Annotated in this window: 18 protein-coding genes and 2 pseudogenes; 12 read left to right on the forward strand and 8 right to left on the reverse strand. The window is 56.9% G+C overall.

What is annotated here, in order from left to right; translation table 11 throughout:
* Window positions 1–107: 107 nt before the first annotated feature.
* The 8 genes from GM30_RS13785 to GM30_RS13820 all read left to right on the forward strand — a co-directional run bounded on the left by GM30_RS13785 (window position 108) and on the right by GM30_RS13820 (window position 8,892).
* Window positions 108–1,307 (forward strand): ROK family transcriptional regulator, encoded by a 1,200-nt coding sequence (locus GM30_RS13785; protein WP_049849071.1) that lies wholly within the window; start codon window positions 108–110, stop codon window positions 1,305–1,307.
* A 328-nt stretch (window positions 1,308–1,635) separates the two neighbouring features.
* Window positions 1,636–2,619 (forward strand): autoinducer 2 ABC transporter substrate-binding protein, encoded by a 984-nt coding sequence (locus GM30_RS13790; protein ID WP_049849072.1) that lies wholly within the window; start codon window positions 1,636–1,638, stop codon window positions 2,617–2,619.
* Window positions 2,620–2,722: 103 nt separating this feature from the next.
* Window positions 2,723–4,222 carry a sugar ABC transporter ATP-binding protein gene (locus GM30_RS13795; protein ID WP_049849073.1) on the forward strand — a complete coding sequence of 500 codons (1,500 nt, stop codon included), beginning with the start codon at window positions 2,723–2,725 and terminating at the stop codon, window positions 4,220–4,222.
* Window positions 4,215–5,204 carry an ABC transporter permease gene (locus tag GM30_RS13800; RefSeq protein WP_049849074.1) on the forward strand — a complete coding sequence of 330 codons (990 nt, stop codon included), beginning with the start codon at window positions 4,215–4,217 and terminating at the stop codon, window positions 5,202–5,204. Before GM30_RS13795 ends, GM30_RS13800 begins: the two co-directional genes overlap by 8 nt.
* A 1-nt stretch (window position 5,205) precedes the next feature.
* Window positions 5,206–6,144 carry an ABC transporter permease gene (locus GM30_RS13805; protein WP_049849075.1) on the forward strand — a complete coding sequence of 313 codons (939 nt, stop codon included), beginning with the start codon at window positions 5,206–5,208 and terminating at the stop codon, window positions 6,142–6,144.
* Between the two features lie 16 nt (window positions 6,145–6,160).
* Window positions 6,161–7,798: an FGGY-family carbohydrate kinase gene (locus GM30_RS13810; RefSeq protein ID WP_049849076.1), complete on the forward strand. Its 1,638-nt coding sequence runs from the start codon at window positions 6,161–6,163 to the stop codon at window positions 7,796–7,798.
* Complete coding sequence (locus tag GM30_RS13815; RefSeq protein ID WP_049849077.1) at window positions 7,795–8,394, forward strand: KpsF/GutQ family sugar-phosphate isomerase; 600 nt, start codon at window positions 7,795–7,797, stop codon at window positions 8,392–8,394. Before GM30_RS13810 ends, GM30_RS13815 begins: the two co-directional genes overlap by 4 nt.
* Before the next feature lie 75 nt (window positions 8,395–8,469).
* Entirely contained in the window at window positions 8,470–8,892 is a 423-nt protein-coding gene (locus GM30_RS13820; protein WP_049849078.1) for a DoxX family protein, read from the forward strand.
* 54 nt (window positions 8,893–8,946) lie between these two features.
* Here the strand turns inward: GM30_RS13820 and glyA are convergent, their stop codons facing one another.
* The gene (gene glyA / locus GM30_RS13825) at window positions 8,947–10,200 is read right to left on the reverse strand and encodes a serine hydroxymethyltransferase (RefSeq protein WP_049849079.1); all 1,254 of its coding nucleotides are present in this window, start codon (window positions 10,198–10,200) and stop codon (window positions 8,947–8,949) included.
* 305 nt (window positions 10,201–10,505) lie between these two features.
* Between glyA and hmpA the strand changes: the two genes are divergently transcribed.
* On the forward strand, window positions 10,506–11,684 hold the full coding sequence (hmpA, locus tag GM30_RS13830) for an NO-inducible flavohemoprotein (RefSeq protein WP_049849080.1): 1,179 nt from the start codon (window positions 10,506–10,508) through the stop codon (window positions 11,682–11,684).
* Window positions 11,685–11,735: 51 nt separating this feature from the next.
* Here the strand turns inward: hmpA and glnB are convergent, their stop codons facing one another.
* The 5 genes and pseudogenes from glnB to purL all read right to left on the reverse strand — a co-directional run bounded on the left by glnB (window position 11,736) and on the right by purL (window position 19,716).
* The gene (gene glnB / locus GM30_RS13835) at window positions 11,736–12,074 is read right to left on the reverse strand and encodes a nitrogen regulatory protein P-II (RefSeq protein ID WP_002914032.1); all 339 of its coding nucleotides are present in this window, start codon (window positions 12,072–12,074) and stop codon (window positions 11,736–11,738) included.
* Between the two features lie 65 nt (window positions 12,075–12,139).
* A pseudogene (gene glrR, locus GM30_RS13840) lies at window positions 12,140–13,443 on the reverse strand (two-component system response regulator GlrR).
* Complete coding sequence (gene qseG, locus GM30_RS13845; protein ID WP_049849081.1) at window positions 13,443–14,174, reverse strand: two-component system QseEF-associated lipoprotein QseG; 732 nt, start codon at window positions 14,172–14,174, stop codon at window positions 13,443–13,445. Before qseG ends, glrR begins: the two are co-directional and overlap by 1 nt.
* 17 nt (window positions 14,175–14,191) lie before the next feature.
* Window positions 14,192–15,628, reverse strand: a complete 1,437-nt coding sequence (gene qseE, locus GM30_RS13850; RefSeq protein ID WP_049849082.1) for a two component system sensor histidine kinase QseE/GlrK — start codon at window positions 15,626–15,628, stop codon at window positions 14,192–14,194.
* Window positions 15,629–16,152: 524 nt separating this feature from the next.
* Window positions 16,153–19,716, reverse strand: a pseudogene (purL, locus tag GM30_RS13855) (phosphoribosylformylglycinamidine synthase).
* A gap of 255 nt (window positions 19,717–19,971) precedes the next feature.
* On the opposite strand from purL, the gene mltF reads away from it, so the two are divergent.
* A complete protein-coding gene (gene mltF, locus GM30_RS13860) occupies window positions 19,972–21,522 on the forward strand; it encodes a membrane-bound lytic murein transglycosylase MltF (RefSeq protein WP_049849083.1) in 1,551 nt (516 codons plus the stop codon).
* Here mltF and tadA read toward each other — a convergent pair.
* Together tadA and yfhb are read right to left on the reverse strand one after the other, a co-directional pair.
* Window positions 21,519–22,061 (reverse strand): tRNA adenosine(34) deaminase TadA, encoded by a 543-nt coding sequence (gene tadA, locus GM30_RS13865; protein WP_072092121.1) that lies wholly within the window; start codon window positions 22,059–22,061, stop codon window positions 21,519–21,521. The two genes, mltF and tadA, sit on opposite strands and share 4 nt — an antisense overlap.
* Window positions 22,062–22,088: 27 nt before the next feature.
* Window positions 22,089–22,724: a phosphatidylglycerophosphatase C gene (gene yfhb, locus GM30_RS13870; protein ID WP_049849085.1), complete on the reverse strand. Its 636-nt coding sequence runs from the start codon at window positions 22,722–22,724 to the stop codon at window positions 22,089–22,091.
* A gap of 232 nt (window positions 22,725–22,956) precedes the next feature.
* Between yfhb and GM30_RS13875 the strand changes: the two genes are divergently transcribed.
* Together GM30_RS13875 and GM30_RS13880 are read left to right on the forward strand one after the other, a co-directional pair.
* Window positions 22,957–23,805: a MurR/RpiR family transcriptional regulator gene (locus GM30_RS13875; protein WP_049849086.1), complete on the forward strand. Its 849-nt coding sequence runs from the start codon at window positions 22,957–22,959 to the stop codon at window positions 23,803–23,805.
* A 56-nt stretch (window positions 23,806–23,861) separates the two neighbouring features.
* Window positions 23,862–24,122, forward strand: a complete 261-nt coding sequence (locus tag GM30_RS13880) for a YfhL family 4Fe-4S dicluster ferredoxin (protein ID WP_049849087.1) — start codon at window positions 23,862–23,864, stop codon at window positions 24,120–24,122.

Raw genomic sequence — 24,122 nt, forward strand, 5'->3', positions numbered from 1 at the left:
TCCACTAAATGAAGTAAAGTAAAACCAAAGGTTAAAGCGAGTGTAGTGGGCAGCATCGTACATAAAGCAGGCAACGCTCACGCATTACAGTTAAGGGAGTTAAGTGTATGTTGCGATCGGGTTTCAACAATGCGCGCGTTCGTGAGGCAAATAAGGCCATTTTCCTGGCGCATCTGTGGCGGGAAAAACAACTCAGCAAGTCCCGGCTGGCGCAGCTCACCGGGCTGTCGATTCCGGCGGTGAGCAATATTTTGCAGGAGCTGCTGGACGAGGGGCGCATCAGCCATTCGACAGAGAAAATGAGCGCCCGGGGTCTGAACAGCGGCAGCTATCAAATTCCGCTTAACGGTCCGTGGACGCTGTGCATGAATATCACCCCCACCAGCATTGACAGCCAGCTGGCGGATGCGCGTTTGCTGCCGGTCGGCGAGCAGGGGCATCTGTCGTTTGACGCGCAAACCCCGCAGGTGCTGCTCAATCACATTGCTGAACACTGGCGTCAGTACCGGCTGCGTTTCCCGGACCAGCGCATCAATCTGGCGCTGGGGGTTCACGGGCAGGTGGATCCGGTGACCGGGGTGTCGCAAACCATGCCGCAGGCGCGCTGGAAAACGCCGGTCGAAATGAAGTATCTGCTGGAAGAGCGCCTGGGCGTACAGGTGCGAATGGACAACGACTGCGCAATGCTGGCGCTGGCGGAAAAATGGCAGAACCCGGCGGGCTTGCAGGATTTCTGCGTGATCAACGTCGATTATGGAATCGGTTCATCGTTCGTGATTGGCGATAAGATCTGGCGCGGCAGCCTGTACGGCAGCGGTCAAATCGGTCACACCATTATCAACCCCGACGGCTCTGCCTGCGACTGCGGCCGCTACGGCTGTCTGGAAACCGTCGCCTCGCTTAGCGCGCTGAAAAAGCAGGCGCGAGTCTGGCTGAAAACCCAGCCTGACAGCACGCTCAACCCGGACGCGCTCACCACGGCGGCGCTGATTGACGCCTGGCGCAACGGCGATGTGCGCATTCAGGCGTGGGTGGAACATGCGGCCAGCGCCATTGGCCTGAGCCTGTATAACTTCCTCAATATCCTTAATATTAATCAGATCTGGCTGTACGGGCGCAGTTGCGCCTTTGGCGAGCGCTGGCTGAACACCATCGTCCGGCAAACCGGGTTCAACCCGTTTGATCATGGCGACAGCCCGCAGGCGAAAGCGACGCAAATCAGCTTTGGCAGACTGAGCCGCGCCCAGCAAATTCTTGGCATTGGCTATTTGTACGTCGAATCTCAGTTGAACGATGAGGAAGGATAGTCGCGTTTTGCCTGTCTCGATTCAGTTCACAAACTGGAAACATTTTTTTCGTCTGTTCTGGCGCTAACGGTGAAAAAAACGTCGTCTCGCGCGGATGTTTGCTGCTCATTTGTTAATTTTTCGTTTCAATAAACGTTTTATTTAACATTTAAATCCACACAGCGTCTGAGAATATTGTTAAAAATAACCAATATTTAACCATAAATTATCCATAATTTTACATTTTTGGGCATCAATCACATTCCTGAAAAGTGTGATTCATTCCCTCTTCCCTTCGTTGATAACCTCCTGTCCGTGACATGCCTCTGTCTCCCCAAAAGGTACAACTATGAAATTCAAACTCGCATTACTCAGTGCAACTCTGGTTTCTGCTTGCATGTTGTCCGGTCCTTCCTTTGCGGCGGAAAAATATGAAATCGCGGTCGTGGCGAAAGTCACCGGCATTCCGTGGTTCAACCGCATGGAAACAGGTGTTAACGAAGCGGCTAAAAAATTAGATGTCAACGCGTATCAGACTGGCCCGTCAACGCCCGATCCTGCACAACAGGTGAAGGTGATTGAAGATCTGATCGCCAAAAACGTGAACGCTATTATCGTGGTGCCAAACGACGCCAAAGTGCTGGAGCCGGTGCTGAAAAAAGCCCGCGACAAAGGCATTGTCGTGCTGACCCACGAATCTCCGGACCAGCAGATCGGTCAGTGGGATATTGAAACTATCGACAGCGAGAAGTACGCGCAGGCCAACATCGATGAGCTGGCGAAGGACATGGGAGGTAAAGGCGGGTATGCCATTTACGTGGGCTCCTTAACCGTGCCGCTGCATAACGCATGGGCGGATTCCGCCATTAAGTATCAGAAAGAAAAATACCCGGATATGTTCGAAGTCACCTCGCGTCTGCCGGTGGCGGAAAGCATCGACAAATCCTACGCTACCACCCTGGATCTGATGAAAACCTATCCGCAAATGAAAGGGATCATCGGTTTCGGTTCGCTCGGCCCTATCGGTGCCGGTCAGGCGGTGCAGAAAAAACGCGCGAAAGACAAAGTCGCGGTCGTGGGTATCGCCATGCCAGGTCAGGCAGCACCTTACCTGATGCGCGGCGACATCAAAAAAGCGCTGCTGTGGGATCCGCGCGATGCCGGGTATGCACTGGTGACGGTGGCCGATCAGTTGCTGCAGGGTAAAGCCGTTACTCAGGATCTGACCATTGAGGGATTAGGGAAAGCCGACGTCGACATGGAGAAGAAAGTGATCCGCTTTAACAAGATCCTCGAAGTCACCAAAGATAACGCACAATCACTCGGTTTCTGAGGCTTTTTGCCCACACCAGGGAACCACAACGCCGGCCGTCTGGCCGGCAATTATCACCCGGATTTACACTCGCGCCCCCCGGGGCGCTTGCAGGGGCATTGTCATGACAGACACCACCGCATTTATCACTCTTGAGAATATCAGCAAGCAATTCCCGGGCGTGCTGGCGCTGGATAACGTGAGCCTGACGCTGAAAAAAGGCGAAGTTCACTGTCTGGCAGGACAGAACGGCTGTGGTAAAAGCACCATCATTAAAGTGATCTCCGGGGTATATCACCCGGAAAAAGGGGCGCAGATTTTACTCGACGGCAAACTATTCCATCATCTGACGCCGTCGCTGTCCGCCCATTATGGTATTCAGGTCATCTATCAGGACCTGTCGTTATTCCCCAATTTCAGCGTGGCGGAAAATATTGCCGTGAACCGGTATCTGCCGGGTGGCGATATCTGGGTCCGCCGCGGTGCCATGAAAAAACAGGCGCTGGCTGCAATGCAGCGTATTGGTGTGCGCATCGATCCGGATAAAAAAGTCGAAAAACTGTCGATTGCCGACCGCCAGCTGGTGGCTATCTGCCGCGCTATCGCCGCCGATGCAAAACTGGTGATCATGGATGAGCCCACCGCCTCCCTTACCCGTCAGGAAGTGAACGGCCTGCTGCGGGTGGTTAACGAACTGAAAGCGGCTGGCATCTGCGTGGTGTTCGTCAGCCACCGTCTGGATGAGGTGATGGAAGTGGCGGACCGCATCAGCGTGATGCGCGACGGTAAACTGGTCGGCACCTTTCCGGCGCAGGAACTCGACAGCCATGAGCTGGCGTTCCTGATGACCGGGCAACGTTTTCACTACAGTCCGCTGCCGGAAAAACCGCCAGTCGAGCAGGAGCCGATGCTGGAACTGCGCGGCCTGAGTCGCAAAGGCAAATACCGCAATATCAACCTCGCGCTGCGCAGCGGTGAAATCGTGTCGATTGTCGGCCTGCTGGGCGCCGGGCGCACCGAGTTATGCCTGAGTCTGTTCGGCATGACTCACCCGGAAAGCGGTGAAATCCGCATTAACGGCAAACCGGTTACGCTTCGCAATAACCATGACGCCATCAAACACGGCATCGGCTACGTCTCAGAAGACCGCCTGACGCAGGGGCTGATTATGGAGCAGTCGATCTACGACAACACCATCGTCACAGTTTTCGACAAGCTCCACACCCGCGGCGGTCTGCTCGATCACCACAAAGCGCAAACGCTGGTGAGCGATCTGATTCGTGAGCTGAATATTAAAGTTTCCGATCCGCAACTGCCGGTGAAAACCCTGTCCGGCGGTAACGCGCAGCGTATCGCCATCGCCAAATGGGTGGCGACGAACCCGCGTATTCTGATCCTCGACTCCCCCACCGTCGGCGTGGATATCGCCAACAAAGAGGGGATCTACCAGATAGCCCGTAACCTGGCGGAACAGGGCATGGCAGTGCTGATGATCTGCGACGAAATCCAGGAAGCGTATAACAACAGCCACCGCGTGCTGGTGATGCGCCGCGGTGAACTGGTGGCGGAATTTAATCCTCATCGCTGTCGTGAAGAGGAGATTGCTGAGGTGGTCAATGAATAACGCACGTCTCTCGCACCTTTTAGGGCACCATGAATTCTGGCTTGGCCTGCTGGTAGTGGCGCTGGCCGTGGGGCTGAGCCTCGGCACCGATGAGTTTCTCTCGCTCGGCAACCTGACGGATGTCGCCACCAGCTATGCCATTCTCGGCATTCTGGCCTGTGGGCTGTTTGTGGTGCTGATTTCCGGCGGGATCGATATCTCGTTTCCGGCAATGACCGCCATCGCTCAATACGTGATGGCAACGTGGGTCATCGCCCATGGCGGCAATTTCGCGCTGGCGTTGCTGATCGCTATCGCCGTCGGGCTGGTGTTGGGGCTGTTCAACGGTTTCCTTGTCTACTGGCTGCGCGTACCGGCAATCATCATCACCATTGCCACGCTCAACGTCTATTACGGGCTGCTGGTCTACGCCACCAAAGGCACCTGGTTGTACGGCTTCCCGGACTGGTTTATGAACGGCATCAACTGGTTCTCTTTCACCGCCGCGGACGGTTATGACTACGGCCTGACCCTGCCGTTGCTGTGCCTGGCGGGGGTAATTATTTTCACCGCAGTGCTGATGAACTACACCCGCCTCGGACGGCAGATTTACGCCATGGGCGGCAACCGCGACGCGGCCTCGCGCCTGGGGCTGAATCTGCTGAGACTGCATTTTTACGTGTACGGCTACATGGGGATCCTTGCCGGGATCGCCGCCGTAGTACAGGCGCAAATCACCCAGTCGGTGGCGCCTAACTCACTGCTCGGTTTTGAACTGACGGTGCTGGCGGCGGTGGTACTTGGGGGCACCAGCATGAGCGGCGGACGCGGCACGCTTATCGGCACGCTGCTCGGGGTGATCCTGCTGGCCTTTTTGCAGAACGGCCTGACGCTGCTCGGCGTCTCCTCTTACTGGCACACCGTCTTTAGCGGCGCCATTATCCTGGTCAGCATCAGCGCCACGGCCTGGAATGAAAAACGCAAACTCGCAAGGGAGCTTTGAGATGAAAGCGATCGCACGATTCTTACCCGGTGATGCCATCATCCGCCTGCAGTGCGTGATCATTATTGTGGTGGCGGTGGTCTTTTCCCTGCTGCTGGGCGGCCGCTTTTTCAGCATCGCCAACTTCCAGTCCATCAGCTCGCAGCTGCCGATCCTCGGCATGCTGGCGCTGGGAATGGGCATCACCATGCTGACCGGCGGGGTTTACAGCGCCAACGCCTGCTCGCTGGCGATGGCGGCAGTGATTGTCAGCCACCCGGACAACCCGCTGTTTGTGGTGCTGGCACTGCTGGCGGGCGTGCTGGTGGCGGTGGCTATCGGCACGCTGAACGGCGCGCTCATCGCCTGGGTTGGCGTTTCGCCGATCCTCGCCACCCTCGGCACCATGACGCTGATTTCCGGGCTTAATATTCTGCTCTCCAACGGGACGGTGATTTCCGGCTTCCCGGCGGTGATCCAGTTCTTCGGTAACGCGATGGTGCTGGGTATTCCCGTGGCGCTGCTGCTGTTTATCCTGGTGGCGGTGTTGCTGTGGGTGTTGCTTGAGCACACCACACTTGGCCGCAGCCTGTACCTCGTCGGCTCGAACGAACAGGCCACCCGCTACAGCGGCGTGAACACCGTTCGGGTCCAGATTTCCGTGTACGTTATTTCCGCGCTACTGGGCTGGGTGGCGGCCATTCTGATGATGGCGAAATTTAACTCCGCCAAAGCGGGTTATGGCGAATCCTACCTGCTGGTGACCATCCTCGCCTCCGTGCTCGGCGGCATTAACCCGGACGGCGGTTTTGGTCGGGTTATCGGCCTGGTACTGGCGCTGGTGGTGCTGCAAATGCTGGAGAGCGGCTTTAATTTGCTGGGGATCAGCAGCTATCTGACCATGGCGCTCTGGGGCGCTGTGCTGATCCTCTTTATCGCATTACAGAATCGTAAAGCCTGATTTCAGGAGAAGAATAATGGCGAGTTACTTCATTGGTGTGGATGTTGGTACCGGAAGCGCCCGCGCAGGCGTGTTTGACCTGAACGGCAGGATGGTGGGTCAGGCGAGCCGGGCCATTGAGCTTTATCGCCCGCAGGCTGATTTCGTTGAGCAATCCTCGGACAATATCTGGCAGGCGGTGTGTAACGCCGTTCGCGATGCGGTCAACCAGGCCGATATCAACCCTATTCAGGTCAAAGGGTTAGGTTTTGACGCCACCTGTTCGCTGGTGGTGCTGGATAAAGAAGGCAAGCCGCTGACCATCAGCCCTTCCGGGCGCAGCGAGCAGAACATCATTGTGTGGATGGATCACCGCGCGATTTCGCAGGCCGACCGCATCAACGCCCTGCACCACCGGGTGCTGGACTATGTCGGCGGAATTATTTCCCCGGAAATGCAGACACCAAAACTGCTGTGGCTGAAACAGCATATGCCGAACACCTGGGCGAACGCCGGGTACTATTTTGATCTGCCGGATTTCCTGACCTGGCGCGCCACCAACGACGACACGCGCTCGCTGTGTTCGACGGTTTGTAAGTGGACCTATATGGGCCATGAAGACAAATGGGATGCCAGCTACTTCCGCCAGATTGGGCTGGAAGATTTGCTGGAGCATGATGCGGAGAAAATTGGCCGCTACGTGAAAACCATGGGCGAGCCGCTCGGCCACGGGCTGACGCAGCGCGCCGCCAGCGAAATGGGGCTGATCCCCGGTACCGCGGTCAGCGTGTCGATTATCGATGCGCATGCCGGGACGCTCGGCACGCTGGGCGCCAGTGGTGTTTCCGGTGACGTGGCGGATTTTGACCGACGCATCGCACTGATTGGCGGCACCTCAACGGGGCACATGGCGATCTCCCGCGAAGCGCGGTTTATTGGCGGCGTCTGGGGCCCCTATTATTCTGCGGTATTACCGGGTTACTGGCTCAACGAAGGCGGGCAGTCGGCCACTGGCGCGCTGATCGACCATATCATTCAGTCACATCCGTGCTATGAGACGCTGCTGGCGCAGGCCAAAACGCAGGGGCAAACCATTTACGAAGTGCTGAACGCACTGCTGCGTAAGATGGCCGGTGAGCCAGAAAACATCGCCTTCCTGACCCGCGATATTCATATTCTGCCCTACTTCCACGGCAACCGTTCGCCGCGCGCCAACCCGACGCTGACGGGCACAATGACCGGCCTCAAGCTGTCGCGTACGCCGGAAGACATGGCGCTGCACTATCTGGCGACCATTCAGGCGATTGCCCTTGGCACGCGACATATCATCGAAACCATGAATCAGAGCGGTTACGCCATCGACACCATCATGGCGAGCGGCGGCGGCACCAAGAACCCGATTTTCGTGCAGGAGCACGCCAATGCCACCGGCTGCGCCATGCTGTTGCCGGAAGAGAGCGAAGCGATGCTGCTCGGCGGCGCGATGATGGGCACGGTGGCGGCAGGCGTTTTTGACACCTTCCCGGAAGCGATGTCGGCGATGAGCCGTATCGGCAAAACCGTCACGCCGCAGACCAACCGCATTAAGCAGTATTACGACCGCAAATATCAGGTGTTCCATGCGATGTATCAGGATCACATGAAATATCGCCAGCTGATGCAGGAGGACGCATGACCAGCGCATGGCAACAGGCCACCGGGACGTGGACGCTTTACAGTGACGCGCTGGCCGGGCTTGGCCAACATCTGAATGAATCGGTCTGGCAGTCACTGATGGCTGAGTTGCGCGGCTGCAAAGGCAAAATTGTGGTCACCGGCGTCGGCACGTCCGGCATCGCGGCGCGCAAAATCGCCCATATGTTCGCCTGCGTCGAGCGCCCGGCGATCTACCTGAGCGCCACCGATGCTGCCCACGGCGATCTCGGTTTTCTGCGCGAGGACGACCTGGTGATTATGCTGTCGCGCGGCGGCAACTCCGACGAACTGACCCGCCTGCTGCCGGGGCTGGCGAGCCGTCATGTGCCGGTGATTAGCGTGACTGAAAACCCGGCGTCGGCGATCGCGCAGGCTTCGCGACTGGTGATTTCCACTGGCGTGCAGCGCGAGGCCGATCCTCTCGATATGCTGGCGACGACGTCGATTGTGCTGGTGCTGGCGATTTTCGATGCCGCCTGCGTCTGTCTGATGAACGAGAGCGGGTACACGAAAGAGACGCTGTTGGCGGTACACCCGGGCGGCGATGTGGGGTTAACACTGCGTCAGGAGCAATAACAGAACCGGGGTTGCATGGCAGAGCGGAGAAATGTGTATTACGTTTAAATCACATCTGCTTAAGAGGGAACTGTCATGCATTCGCTTCGTTATTTTGAGTTTGGCCAGTCGCGTCACCTGTTGCTGTTGATTGCCCGCATCGCCATCGTGCTGCTGTTTATCATTTTCGGTTATCCGAAAATGCTCGGCTTCAGCGGCACCGTACAATATATGGCGAGTTCCGGCGCGCCGTTGCCGACGCTGTCGGCGATCATCGCGATTATTATGGAAGTCCCGGCGGCGATCCTCATCGTGCTCGGCTTTTTCACCCGTCCGCTGGCGGTGATTTTCATTTTCTATACGCTGGGAACGGCGGTGATTGGTCACCACTTCTGGAATATGAGCGGCGACGCCGTGCTGCCGAATATGATTAATTTCTACAAAAACGTGAGTATCGCCGGGGCGTTTTTGCTGCTGGCAATCACCGGCCCGGGGGCGATTTCCCTCGACCGACGCTAGAAGACGCGAGAAACAGAAAAGGCCGCAAAAGCGGCCTTTTTTACTGGGATGTGATTATGCGTAAACCGGGAAGCGGGCGCAGATATCCAGCACTTTGCCTTTGATACGCTCGATGGTCGCTTCGTCGTTGATGTTGTCCAGCACATCGCACATCCAGCCAGCCAGCTCTTTTACTTCCGCTTCTTTAAAGCCGCGGCGAGTAACGGCCGGAGAACCGATACGCACACCGGAGGTCACGAACGGGCTCTTCGGATCGTTCGGCACGCTGTTTTTGTTCACGGTGATGTTGGCACGGCCCAGCGCGGCATCGGCTTCTTTACCGGTCAGGTTTTTGTCGACCAGATCCAGCAGGAACAGGTGGTTTTCAGTCCCGCCAGAGACCACTTTGTAGCCACGGTTCAGGAACACTTCCACCATCGCTTTAGCGTTTTTTGCCACCTGCTGTTGGTAAACTTTAAACTCTGGCTCCATCGCTTCTTTCAGCGCCACGGCTTTCGCCGCAATCACGTGCATCAGCGGGCCGCCCTGCGCGCTTGGGAATACGGCAGAGTTCAGTTTCTTATACAGCTCTTCGTCGCCACCTTTCGCCAGGATCAGACCACCGCGTGGGCCGGCCAGCGTTTTGTGAGTGGTGGTGGTCACGACGTGCGCATGCGGAACCGGGTTCGGGTAAACGCCCGCCGCAATCAGACCGGCGACGTGCGCCATATCGACGAACAGATACGCGCCGATGCTGTCGGCGATTTCACGCATTTTTGCCCAGTCAACGATACCGGAGTAGGCCGAGAAGCCACCGATGATCATTTTCGGTTTGTGCTCTTTGGCCTGCTTCGCCATATCTTCGTAGTCAATTTTACCGGTCGCATCAATGCCGTAAGGGATGATGTTGTAGAGTTTACCGGAGAAGTTAACCGGAGAACCGTGCGTCAGGTGACCGCCCTGCGCCAGGTTCATACCGAGAACGGTATCGCCCGGCTGCAGCAGCGCGGTGTAGACCGCGAAGTTAGCCTGAGAGCCGGAGTGCGGCTGCACGTTGGCGTAGTCAGCGCCAAACAGCGCTTTTGCACGGTCGATCGCCAGTTGCTCAACGATATCCACATATTCGCAACCGCCGTAGTAGCGCTTGCCCGGATATCCTTCCGCGTATTTGTTGGTCAGCTGAGACCCCTGCGCCTGCATCACGCGCGGGCTGGTGTAGTTTTCGGAGGCGATCAGTTCGATGTGCTCTTCCTGACGTACTTTTTCCTGCTCCATAGCCTGCCACAGTTCGGCATCATAATCGGCAATGTTCATTTCACGCTTTAACATCCGCATCTCCTGACTCAGCTAACGATAAAAATTTCAACCCTGAAAAGGGGTCCGGTTTGGACAACGGCCCACAGTATAACTGATTAGTTCTGCGATAACAGGTCTTGACAAAGTAATTTACGCAAACGATTACGTCGTGGCAGCACAAGGAATTGAGGAATAAAGCCCTTCCCATTACTTAAGGATTTCTTTTCAGGTTTGTGATGCAAATTTTTCATGCGGCAAAGATCCATTTACATTGCAGGGGTATTTTTATAAGATGCATTTCAAATACATCATTAAAGTAACATAAAAAGGAAGTTGCTATGCTCGACGCTCAAACCATCGCTACGGTCAAGGCCACCATTCCCCTGCTGGTCGAAACCGGTCCTAAACTCACCGCCCATTTTTACGATCGTATGTTCACGCACAACCCGGAGCTCAAAGAGATTTTCAACATGAGCAACCAGCGCAACGGCGATCAGCGCGAAGCCCTCTTTAATGCCATCGCCGCTTACGCCAGCAACCTGGAAAATCTGCCGGCGCTGCTGCCGGCGGTGGAAAAAATCGCGCAGAAACACACCAGTTTTCAGATCAAGCCGGAGCAGTACAACATCGTTGGCGGCCACCTGCTGGCGACGCTTGACGAAATGTTCAGCCCGGGTCAGGACGTGCTCGATGCCTGGGGCAAAGCCTACGGCGTGCTGGCGGGCGTGTTCATCAACCGTGAAGCGGAACTTTATCAGCAGAACGCCAGTAAACAAGGCGGCTGGGAAGGCACGCGCGCGTTCCGTATCGTTAGCAAAACGCCGCGCAGCGCGCTGATCACCAGTTTCGAGTTCGAACCAGTCGACGGCCAGCCGGTCGCCGATTATCAGCCGGGGCAGTATCTGGGCGTATGGCTGAAGCCGGAAGGGTTTAAACATCAGGAAATTCGTCAGTACTCACTGACCCGCAAGCCGAATGGCAAAGGCTATCGCATTGCGGTGAAACGCGAGGACGGCGGTCAGGTTTCCAGTTGGCTGCATAACAGCACGAACGTCGGTGACGTGGTGCATCTGGCCGCACCGGCAGGTGATTTCTTTATGGCCGTTGAGCCGACGACGCCGGTGACGCTGATCTCCGCAGGCGTGGGTCAGACCCCGATGCTGGCAATGCTCGATACGCTGGCGCAGAGCGGCCATCAGGCACAGGTGAACTGGTACCATGCCGCCGAAAACGGCCAGGTGCATGCGTTTGCCGATGAAGTGGCGGCGCACGGCAGCAAACTGTCGGCATTCAACGCCCATACCTGGTATCGCATTCCGCAGGAAGGCGACCGTTTTGACAGTGAAGGGATGATGGATTTAACGGCGCTGGAAGGTCAGTTCACCGATCCGCAGACCCAGTTTTATCTGTGCGGCCCGGTCGGTTTCATGCAGTTTGCCGCGAAGCAGCTGGTGGCACTGGGCGTCAATCAGGACCACATTCATTACGAATGCTTCGGCCCGCATAAAGTGCTGTAAGTGTTAAAAACAGACGCCCCTGCTCCGTTGCGAAGCGGGGGCGTTTTGTTATCAGATGGCCGCGTCATCTTCTTCACCGGTACGGATACGAATCACCCGCGCCACGTCGAAAACAAAAATCTTACCATCGCCAATTTTGCCGGTCTGCGCCGTGCGAATGATCGTGTCCACGCAGGTATCCACGATATCGTCGGTAACGACGATTTCAATCTTCACCTTCGGCAGAAAATCCACCATGTATTCCGCGCCACGATACAGCTCTGTATGTCCCTTCTGACGGCCAAAGCCTTTCACTTCCGTCACCGTCATACCGGTGATGCCGACTTCTGCCAGCGCTTCACGCACGTCGTCGAGTTTGAAGGGTTTAATAATCGCATCAATCTTTTTCATGGTGTTCCTGTTTTGTACGCGTAACCGGTTGCTTACCGTATCATATCGTCGGAAAAATTGTGGAGCTACTCTTTAAAATCGTTCGCGTCCAGCTCGTGGCGGGACAACAGCTTGTAAAACTCCGTGCGGTTGCGACCTGCCATGCGCGCGGCGTGGGTGACGTTGCCTTTGGTGATTTGCAGCAGCTTGCGCAGGTAGTTTAGCTCAAACTGATTGCGCGCTTCGACAAAGGTCGGCAGCGCGGTGTTTTCGCCTTCCAGCGCCTGCTCCACCAGCGCATCGCTAATGACGGGCGACGAGGTCAGCGCCACGCACTGCTCAATGACGTTCACCAGCTGGCGCACGTTGCCCGGCCAGCTCGCGGCCATCAGCCGTTTCATGGCATCGGTCGAAAACGCGCGTACAAACGGTTTGTGCCTGTCCGCCGATTGCCGCAGCAGATGATTGGCCAGCAGCGGAATGTCTTCTGTTCGCTCTGCCAGCGCCGGGATCTTCAGGTTCACCACGTTGAGTCGATAGAACAAATCTTCACGAAACTCACCGCGCGCCATCGCTTTTGGCAGGTCACGGTGCGTGGCGGAGATGATGCGCACGTCGATATCGATATCGCGGTTGCTGCCCAACGGCCGCACTTTGCGCTCCTGCAACACGCGCAACAATTTAACCTGTAACGAAATCGGCATGTCGCCAATCTCATCAAGAAACAGCGTGCCGCCTTCTGCCGCCTGGAACAGCCCTTCTCGATTGCTGACCGCGCCGGTGAACGCCCCGCGCGCATGGCCGAACAGTTCCGATTCCAGCAGCTGTTCCGGCAACGCACCGCAGTTAATGGCGATAAACGGCTTGCTGTTGCGTGAGCTGGCGTTGTGGATCGCCTGAGCGAAAATCTCTTTACCGGTGCCGCTCTGTCCGACGATCAGCACGCTGACGTCCGACTGCGCCACCATGCGGGCCTGCTCGAGCAGACGCAGCATCAGCGGGCTGCGGGTGACGATGGATTCCCGCCACTGGTCGTCACCGGCAGGGGCGGGANNGCGTCGCGGTCGACGGGTTTGGTGAGAAAACTGAACACGCCTTGTTGCGTGGCGCTGACCGCTTCCGGGATCGAGCCGTGCGCGGTGAGAATAATCACCGGCATGCCCGGCTGCACTTTCTGGATTTCTGCGAACAGCTGCAGGCCGTCCATTTCATCCATCCGCAAGTCGCTGATCACCAGGTCGATCTTTTCCCGCGACAGCACACGCAGCCCTTCCTGACCGCTTTCGGCGGTGACGACGCTGTAGCCTTCGCTGCTGAGGCGCATGCCAAGCAACTTCAGCAGACCGGGATCGTCATCGACCAGTAAAAGGCGGGCAGGCTTGCGGGTTATCATGGCTTATCCTCTTCGGGCGGAACGTCATCCTTCGCGGCCGGGGGTTTGTCCCCCGCATGACTGGCGTCCGGATTGAAATTTCCGGCGGGTTTGCGGGTGGAAAGCTGACGCTCGATATCGGTCAGGTTCTCCAGTTTCCGCGTGGTCAGATCCAGTTGCGAACGCAGGTGTTGCTGCTGCTGGCGCAGAATGTCCAGCTCGCTGTCGCTCGTCTGTTGTAGCTTCGCATAGCGTGAGCGCTCGTCAGAGAGCTGCAGTTGCAGCGCCTGACCGTCGCGCCAGAGTTCGAACAGCGGACGCACCTGGGTGGGGATCTGACGGCTCTGCGCATCCATATGCGCGACCAGATCGCGGCGTTCGACAGGGTTAATTTTGGCGTTACCCAGCAAAATGCCGCGCTTGAACGCCTCCTGCCAGCGATCGCTGTCGAGCATGCGAGCTTCGGTACGCGCCTGTTCCGGCGTCAGGCGTGCCGCGCAGTCGATGCCGCGCAGCCAGTAAAGCGGGTTTTTGTCCGTCACTTCACCTGTCAGTGACCAGATATCGGCACAATCGGTCGACAGAAAATCAGCGACCTGCTGCTGCGGCAGGTTTTCGTCTATTTTATCGCCCACAGCATGATGGATAAGGCCCGACGTACATCCAGCCAGCATCAGGCTGGACACAGCGGGGAATATGACGCGGCGCCAGTGCACCGCGTTAAAAATTGACGCTAAGAAATGGGACATATTCACCAGACTGATATTTATTTGTTAGTGTGTTCCGGCCCGAAGGCAGGGAGCTCGATGCGAAAACAGACGTCGCTCGTGCTGTCATCCACAAGATTGAGTTCGCCGTGCATACGACGCACACAATCCCTGGCAATGCTTAACCCCAGCCCACTCCCTTTTACCGCACCTTTACGCTGATGGCTTCCCTGATAGAACGGTTCAAAAATCATCCCGCGTTCAGCCTCAGGTATTGGCGTTCCCGTATTCACAACCTCAATGCGTACCTTGTCATCCAGGGTATGGCTGCGAATATAAATGTTACCGGATTCAGCACCGTAGTGCACCGCATTAGAGTAGAGATTGTCCAGCACGCTCATTAACAGCATCGGCTCCGCGTGGCACTCGCGCGCTTCCAGCGCCACCTCGGTATGCATCATTTTAGCCCGTGCCGGTAAACTGTGGGCGGAGACGACCATTTCCACCAGCGAAACGATGTCGACGTTTTCCATTTCCGTCGCGCTGTCCGCCAGTTTACGGTTGTAATCCAGCAGTTGTTCAATCAGCTTTTGCAGGTTGCGGCTGCTGTCATCCAGAATGTCGACCACCTCTTTCTGCTCCGGCGTCAACGTACCGACCACCTCATCCGCCAGCAGCTCGGTGCCTTCACGCATGCTGGCAAGCGGCGTTTTCAGCTCATGAGAGAGGTGGCGCAAAAACTGGTGGCGCTGCGACTCCAGCCACGCCAGACGCTCGCTCAGCCAGATGATGCGCTGCCCAACCGACCGCAGCTCGCGCGGCCCTTTAAAGACCACGGTATTCCCCAGCGACCGCCCTTCCCCCAGCCGGTTGATCATCCGCTCGATGCCCTTCACCGGCCCGATAATCATGCGGGTGAACAGCAGCACCATCACCAGACTCACCAGAAACAGTACCAGCGCCTGCCAGCCAAAGAACTGGCCGCGTTCGGCAATGGCGTGCTGGAGCTGCTGCCCGCGCGAGAACACCACCGTGCGGGTGGCCTGCACCATTTCAGTATTGGCGCTGGCGAACGCCTCCAGCCGTGCCGCTGATGGCGCGTCCGGCCCGCTGTTTTTGCACTGGATAGTCTCCAGCGCATCCAGATCCTCGCGCAGTGACTGGTAGAGCTTGTCATCCGGCAGAATGCCCGCGTGCGCATCCAGCATCTCCGCATAGCGTCGGCGCTGGCTCTGATAGACCTTCGCCAGCGTTGCATCATCAAGCACGCAGTACTGACGATAGCTGCGCTCCATCTCCAGCGCCACGTTGGTCATCGCTTCGCTGCGGCGGGCGTCAATCAGCGTAGTGCGGTTCGTCTGCGCCGCCTGGGCGCTGAGAGCGTTCAGGCTCTGCCAGGCCTGCCAGGCCAGCACCAGCAACGGCAGCAGGATCAGCAAAAAGGAGAGCATGACCAGTTGACGCAGCGAACGGGGGAAAAGAGACCAGCGTTTCAATGATATCGTCTCAACATGTAAGCATTCAGGAAGGGTAACTGAGGACGAGGTACAGATACAATAAAGCCGGGTAAAAACCCGGCTTTATCATGAAATAAGGCGGTGCCTAACTCGACGTTTCGCCCGGAGGTTGATATAGCAATGCTGATATCAGAAGTTGGACGGCAGGCACCTGTTTGTGCGTCATTCGAGGTTTATGTAGCACGTCCCGAAGGGGCTGACATAAGAGAGTGAATGAGCCACTGCTAATTATTATGCACTAACTATGCCAGCTTGCAAAACAATTTATTAACATAATGATATATAAGCGTTTTATTGATGATCAGCAATGCATTGACTTGGTATATCTTTTAACCAGAGTGTCTCTGATTAGCAACAGCATCGTGTCGACTCATTAACATCGTTATAAATCAACAGGTTAAATGTCTCCGATTAGCGACACAGGTAATGCGTGATTGTCGCGATTTCCCGACAGCAATAAAAAAGCCCGGTGGCGCACTGCGCTCACCGGGCTTACACGCTCATCAGCCCAGCTGTTTACGCGCGTTGCGGAAGATACGCATCCACGGGCTGTCCTCGCCCCAGTTTTCCGGGTGCCAGGAGTTCGACACCGTACGGGCGACGCGTTCCGGGTGCGGCATCATGATGGTGACGCGGCCGGTTTCGCTGGTCACTGCCGTGATGCCGTTCGGGGAGCCGTTCGGGTTCGCCGGATAGGTTTCCGTGACGTTACCGAAATTATCCACGTAGCGCAGCGCCACCAGTCCTTTGCTTTCCAGCGATGCCAGATGTGCGTCATCACGCACCTCAACGCGGCCTTCACCATGCGAAACGGCGATCGGCATTTGCGAACCCACCATGCCCTGCAGCAGCAGCGACGGGCTCTGGGTCACTTCCACCAGGCTAAAACGCGCTTCAAAGCGGTCCGAGTGGTTACGCACGAAGCGCGGCCACAGCGAACTGCCGGGGATCAACTCACGCAGATTCGACATCATCTGGCAGCCGTTACAGACGCCCAGCGCCAGCGTCTGCGGACGGTGGAAGAAGGTTTCGAACGCGTCGCGCACACGGCTGTTGAACAGAATGGATTTCGCCCAGCCTTCGCCCGCCCCCAACACGTCCCCGTAAGAGAAGCCGCCACAGGCCACCAGCGTCTGGAAATCGTCCAGCCCGGTGCGCCCGGCCAGCAGATCGCTCATATGCACGTCGATCGCATCGAAACCCGCGCGGTGGAACGCCGCCGCCATTTCGACGTGTGAGTTAACGCCCTGTTCGCGCAGAATAGCCACTTTCGGACGCGCGCCGGTAGCGATATAAGGTGCCGCGACATCATCGTTGATGTCGAAGCTGAGCTTAACATTCAGACCCGGATCGTTGTCGTTGGCTTTGGCGTGATGTTCCTGATCGGCACATTCCGGGTTATCGCGCAGGCGCTGCATCTGCCAGGTGGTTTCTGCCCACCACAGACGAAGCTGCGCACGGCTTTCGCGGTAAACGTGTTGCCCGTTGGCTTCGATGAGGAACTGGTCACCCGCTATGGCCTGACCAAGGTAGTGAACGCAATCGCCGAGACCGTGGGTCGCCAGCAGCGCGGCGACCGCATCGCGATCCGCAGCACGTACCTGGATCACCGCGCCCAGCTCTTCATTGAACAATGCCGCCAGACGATCCTCACCCAGCGCGGCGATATCCACCTGCACGCCACAGTGACCGGTAAAAGCCATTTCTGCCAGCGTCACCAGCAGGCCGCCGTCAGAACGGTCGTGATAAGCCAGCAGCTTACGCTGCGCCACCAGCGCCTGCATCGCATCGTAGAAGCCTTTCAGCTGTGCCACGTCGCGCACATCAGCTGGTGTGTCGCCAAGTTGACGATAAACCTGTGCCAGCGCCGTTGCGCCAAGCGCGTTGCGGCCCTGACCGAGATCGATCAGCAGCAGCGCGTTATCCTCGGTAGAAAGTTGCGGCGTCACGGTGCCGCGCACGTCTTCGACGCGGGCAAACGCGGTGATCACCAGCGACAGCGGCGAGGTCATTTCGCGCTGCTCGCTGCCTTCCTGCCAGCGGGTTTTCATCGACATGGAGTCTTTACCCACCGGAATGGTCAGCCCCAGCGCCGGACACAACTCTTCCCCCACCGCTTTAACGGCTTCGTACAGGCCTGCGTCTTCACCCGGGTGCCCTGCCGCCGCCATCCAGTTCGCGGAAAGCTTAATACGTTTGATGTCGCCAATCTGCGTGGCGGCGATATTAGTCAGTGCTTCACCGACAGCCAGACGCGCCGAGGCAGCAAAATCGAGCAGCGCCACCGGCGCACGTTCGCCCAGCGCCATCGCTTCGCCGTAGTAGCTGTCGAGGCTGGCGGTGGTCACCGCGCAGTTCNATGGTGACGAGGAAGGTTTTTTCCGCCACCGCAGGGAGGTGCAGCACGCGGTTCACCGCGTCGGCAACGGTAATACCCTGGCGATCCAGCGCATCGCCTTTCGCGGTGAGCGTGGTGACGTTACGGGTCATTTTCGGCGTTTTACCGAGCAGCACGTCCAGCGGCATATCGATCGGCTGGTTGTCGAAATGGCTGGCGGTNNATCATGAATAAACAGAATCGGGTTGTCGTTGCCCATCTGCCAGCAGCGGTCGATCACTTCCTGACAGCGGCGCTCCATTTCCGCGTTGTCACGCTGAACGGAGGCAAAATCAAGATCGGCGTCGGACTGGCCGGACGCCATCGACGACGCCGCACCGCCGCCGAGACCGATGTTCATCGCCGGACCACCGAGCACGATAAGCTTCGCGCCTGGCGGGATCTCGCCTTTCTGCACATGATCGGCGCGAATGTTGCCGATACCGCCCGCCAGCATGATCGGTTTGTGATAGCCGCGCAGCTCTTCGCCGTTGTGGCTGTTCACTTTTTCTTCGTAGGTACGGAAATAACCGTTCAGCGCCGGACGACCAAATTCATTGTTGAACGCCGCGCCGCCCAGCGGGCCTTCGGTCATGATATCCAGCGCCGTGACAATGCGATCCGGCTTGCCGAAATCTTCTTCCCACGGTTGTTCAAAGCCCGGAATACGCAGGTTAGAGACGGAGAACCCCACCAGCCCGGCTTTCGGTTTCGCCCCGCGCCCGGTCGCCCCTTCATCACGGATTTCACCACCAGAGCCGGTCGCCGCGCCCGGCCACGGCGAAATTGCCGTCGGGTGGTTATGCGTTTCGACCTTCATCAGAATATGCGCCGCTTCCTGATGGAAGTCGTAGCGACCCGCCTCGTGATCGGCAAAGAAGCGTCCGATCTCAGAGCCTTCCATCACCGCCGCGTTGTCTTTGTAGGCCGACAGCACGTGATCCGGCGTTTTCTCAAAGGTGTTCTTGATCATTTTGAACAGCGATTTAGGCTGCTGTTCGCCGTCGATCACCCAGTCGGCGTTAAAGATTTTATGGCGGCAGTGCTCAGAGTTGGCCTGCGCGAACATGTAGAGTTCGATGTCGTTTGGGTTGCGACCGAGTTTTTCAAACGCGGCCTGCAGATAATCAATTTCATCATCCGCCAGTGCCAGACCGAGACGCAGGTTGGCGTCGATCAACGCCTGACGTCCCTGCCCCAGCAGGTCAACCGCCGTTACCGGCGCAGGCTGATGGTGAGCAAACAGTTTTTCCGCCGCTTCCAGAGAGGTAAACACGCTCTCCATCATGCGATCGTGCAGTTCCGCTGCGACGGCGTTCCACTGTTCTGCGGTCAGCGTACTCGCCTCAATATACCAGGCGACGCCGCGCTCCAGGCGAACCACTTGTGATAATCCGCAGTTATGGGCGATGTCGGTAGCTTTGGAAGACCAGGGGGAGATGGTGCCGGGGCGAGGGGTGACGAGCAGCAGTTTTCCGGTGGGCGCATGGCTGCTCAGGCTCGGGCCATACTTGAGCAGACGTTCAAGCCGGGCATGTTCTTCGCCGGCGAGCGGTGCGCTCAGTTCGGCAAAATGAACATATTCAGCGTAAATATCGCTGACCGGAAGGTTGGCTGCCTGGAAGCGCGTCAGTAATTTGTTGATCCGAAATGCCGACAGTGCAGGCGAACCTCGCAGAATTTCCATCATAAGTCTCTCGTCTTCTGGGTTTCAGTGTACGCAAGGGGGAAAACGGGCGTCATTATAGAGGATCCTGGGCGGCGACGTAACCGTTTGCGTCGAAATAAAATCACCGTTTTATTTTGTCAATTGGTGTGACTTATCTCTCTAATTAGTTGCCAACTGGCGCATTGTTAAGCAAAATGCCGCTCACATATCTCAATCTCCCTGACATCATTATGGTAACGGCTGACTGACATTCACTCAGCGCAGAGAATTAACTAATTGAAAAAATTAAAGATTAATTATCTGCTTATCGGCGTTGTTGCTCTGCTGCTGGCAGCGGCCCTTTGGCCTTCTATTCCCTGGTTCGGCAAAGCCGATAATCGCATCGCGGCGATTCAGTCGCGGGGTGAGCTGCGCGTCAGCACTATCGCCTCGCCGCTGACCTGGAGCAATATCAATAATAAAGCGGTGGGGCTCGATTACGAGCTGGCACAACAGTTCGCCGATTATCTGGGCGTGAAGCTGACTATTACCGTGCGTCAGAATATCAGCGAGCTGTTTGACGATCTCGATCATGACAACGCCGATATGCTGGCCGCCGGGCTGGTGTACAACACCGAGCGCGTCAAAAACTACCAGGCCGGGCCAATCTACTACTCCGTCTCACAACAGCTGGTCTACAAAGTGGGAACGCCTCGCCCGCGCTCGCTGGAAAACCTCAACGCGCAGCAGCTGACGATTGCGCCAGGGCACGTCGCGATTAACGACCTGCAGGCGTTAAAGGAAAAAAAGTACCCTAATCTTTCCTGGACCGTGGATGATAAACGCGGCACCGTGGCGCTGATGGAAGACGTGCTTGAAGGCAAAATCAACTACACCATTGCTGACTCTGTCGCTATCAGCCTGTTCCAGCGCGTTCACCCTGAGCTTGCCGTCGCGCTCGACGTCACCGACGAACAACCGGTGACCTGGTTCAGCCTGAAAGACGAAGACAACACGCTCTCTGCGGCAATGCTCGATTTCTACAATAATATCAACGAAGACGGCACGCTGGCCCGTCTCGAAGAAAAGTATCTCGGTCACGGCGACGATTTTGATTACGTCGATACCCGCTCATTCCTGCGCGCGGTGGACAGCACTCTGCCCGACCTGCAGCCGATGTTCGAGAAATATGCTCAGGAGATCGACTGGCGCCTGCTGGCCGCCATTTCTTATCAGGAATCGCACTGGGATCCGTTAGCCACCTCACCGACCGGCGTGCGCGGTCTGATGATGCTGACCAAAAATACCGCCCAGAGCCTGGGGCTGACGGACAGAACCGACGCCGAGCAGAGCATCAGCGGCGGCATGCGCTATCTGCAGGATATGATGAGCAAGGTGCCGGAAACGGTGCCACAGGAAGAGCGGATCTGGTTTGCGCTAGCAGCCTACAACATGGGCTATGCGCATATGCTGGATGCGCGCGCGCTGACGGCGAAGCAGAAAGGCAACCCGGACAGCTGGGCGGACGTGAAACAGCGGTTGCCGCTGCTCAGCCAGAAGCCGTACTACAGCAAACTCACTTACGGCTACGCGCGCGGGCATGAAGCTTACGCCTACGTAGAGAATATCCGCAAATATCAGATTAGTCTTGTGGGCTATTTGATGGAAAAAGAGAAGAAAGCGGCGCAGGCGGTACAAATTGCGCAGGATTACCCGGCGGTATCGCCGGACGAGCTGAATGATAAACGGCCAGGCATGCTGCCGTTCTTATCAATTTTCCCGGGTGAGCACGGTGGGCCGCTGCAGGTCAAAACCCCCCGCCTGCTGGTCGACGTGCCGCGTCATTAAGAGGCGTCCTGTGCGCTGGCGGCGTTCTTTAGCGCTTTTTTCTCTGCCCGGCGGTGGCGGAAAAAATCACTCAGCATGGCGGCGCATTCGTCGCTCAGCACCCCTTCGATAATGTCGACCCGATGGTTCATCCCCGGATGATGCAGCACGTCAATGAGTGAACCGGCCGCGCCGGTTTTAGCGTCCCGGGCGCCGAATACCAGTTGCCCGATGCGGCTGTGCACCATCGCCCCCGCGCACATGACGCAGGGCTCGAGAGTGACATACAGCGTGGTGTCGATCAGACGGTAGTTTTGCAGGACCGCCCCGCCCTGACGCAGCGCCATGATTTCCGCATGGGCGGTCGGATCGTGACGGCCAATCGGGCGGTTCCAGCCCTCGCCAATCACCTGATTATTGTGCACCAGCACAGCGCCGACTGGCACTTCCCCTTCGTCCCAGGCGCGTTTAGCCAGCGTTAACGCATGGCGCATCCAGTATTCATGGTTGTGTTCGTTGTCGGACACGTCAGGCACTCCAGAAATGACAGCGGGGCGCATTATACACAGCCGTTATTGAATTACCCACTATTCCAGCTGTTGCAGCTCACCATGCGGCGTGACGCGCCAGCGGTGCTCACAATAGCTGAGCAGCGGGTTATCCTGGCGGCTGTCACTGTAACCGCTGTACAGACGCAGCGGCGCGCCAATTTTACGCTCCAGTTGCACCACTTTTTCATAACCCAGGCAGCGCAAGGTTAACACCCAACCACCGTGGCGGCGCGCGATCTGGCTGGCGATAACATTCACCCGTGGCAACCAGAGCGTATCGAAATAGACCTTTTCAACCAATGAATGCGGCGAACCGGTGATCAACCATACGTCGGCGTCTGAACTGGTGAGATACTGCGTCAACCGTTCATGTACCACCGGAAACGCGGTCACGTTCTCCCGGAACCAGGCGACAAATTTGGTTTCCTTCGCTCTCAGGCTCGCTTCGCTATGGCCAAATGTACAGGCCCACAGCAACAGGCTCATCGGCCAGCGGGCGGCGCGGCCTTTTATTCCCAGCGCGATAGCCACCACCGGCAGCAGTGGGAGCACCAGCAGCAGATTCAGCGGCTGATGACGCAGCAGGTAGCGGACAAAACTGCCAAACAGATCCTGCTGATGCAGCGTTCCATCCAGATCAAAAAAAACGACTCGACGCGCGTTACTGACCACACTTCACTCCTGAAAATCATTAACCGGCAATCCTGATGAATAGCCTAACAGAGATAACCTCACATTTCCGAAAACCTGCCGTAATGTGACTTTATCTCTTCTGAAAGACAGCGTATCCTGTTGATTAAAATAATAAATAGCTTAAAAACGCAACAAATCAAGCGCTTTTAAGATGACCGTTATTCGTCGTGATGCCCTATAATTGAATAAAATATTCTCACAGGCAGGTGTAATGAATTGTTTAATCCGCATCCGCCAGCGCTATCCTGGGCTGGCGCAAAGCGACAAAAAACTGGCTGATTTTATCCTTGCCGAGCCCGATGAGGCCCGTCATCTCAGTTCACAGCAACTGGCGAAGGAAGCCGGTGTCAGCCAGTCAAGCGTGGTGAAGTTTGCGCAAAAACTAGGCTTCAAAGGGTTTCCGGCACTGAAACTGGCGCTCAGCGAAGCGCTGGCGAGCCATCCGGATCCGCAATCCGTGCCGGTACATAACCTGATCCGCGGCGACGATCCGCTGCGTCTGGTGGGTGAGAAACTCATCAAGGATAACGTGGCAGCGATGCACGCCTCGCTGGACGTCAATGCCGAAGACAAGCTGCTGGAAAGCGTGGCGCTGCTGCGCGACGCGCGGCGCATTATTCTGACCGGTATTGGCGCCTCCGGTCTGGTGGCGCGGAACTTTAGCTGGAAGCTGATGAAAATTGGCCTCAATGCGGTAGCCGAGCAGGATATGCATGCGCTACTGGCGACCGTGCAGGCCATGGAATCGCAGGATCTGCTGCTGGCGATTTCCTACTCCGGCGAGCGTCGGGAGATAAACCTGGCGACAGAAGAAGCGTTGCGCGTCGGCGCTAAAGTCCTCGCCATCACCGGGTTTTCGCCGAATACGTTACAGCAAAAAGCCAGCCACTGCCTTTACACTATCGCTGAGGAACAGGCGACCCGTAGCGCCGCGATTTCGTCCACCAGCGCGCAGATGATGCTGACTGACTTGCTGTTTATGGCGCTGGTGCAGCAGGATCTGGAGCATGCGCCGGAGCGCATTCGTCACAGCGAAGCTCTGGTGAAAAAACTGGTCTGAACAGGGAATGCGCGTATAATGCCCGCCCTGTTTGTGTTGTTTCCGAGAATTTCCTGATGGCGCTGTTAATCACCAAAAAATGCATCAATTGCGATATGTGCGAACCGGAATGTCCGAATGAGGCCATTTCGATGGGTAACAGCATTTATGAGATTAACAGCGACCGCTGTACTGAATGCATCGGCCACTACGACGTGCCGACCTGCCAGAAAGTGTGCCCTATCCCCAATACCATCCTTAAGGATCCGGCACACGTCGAAACGGAAGAGCAACTGTGGGACAAATTCGTCCAGATGCATCACGCCGATAAGATCTGA

The organism is Trabulsiella odontotermitis (assembly GCF_001188485.1).
GTDB classification, from domain to species: Bacteria; Pseudomonadota; Gammaproteobacteria; order Enterobacterales; family Enterobacteriaceae; genus Trabulsiella; species Trabulsiella odontotermitis_A.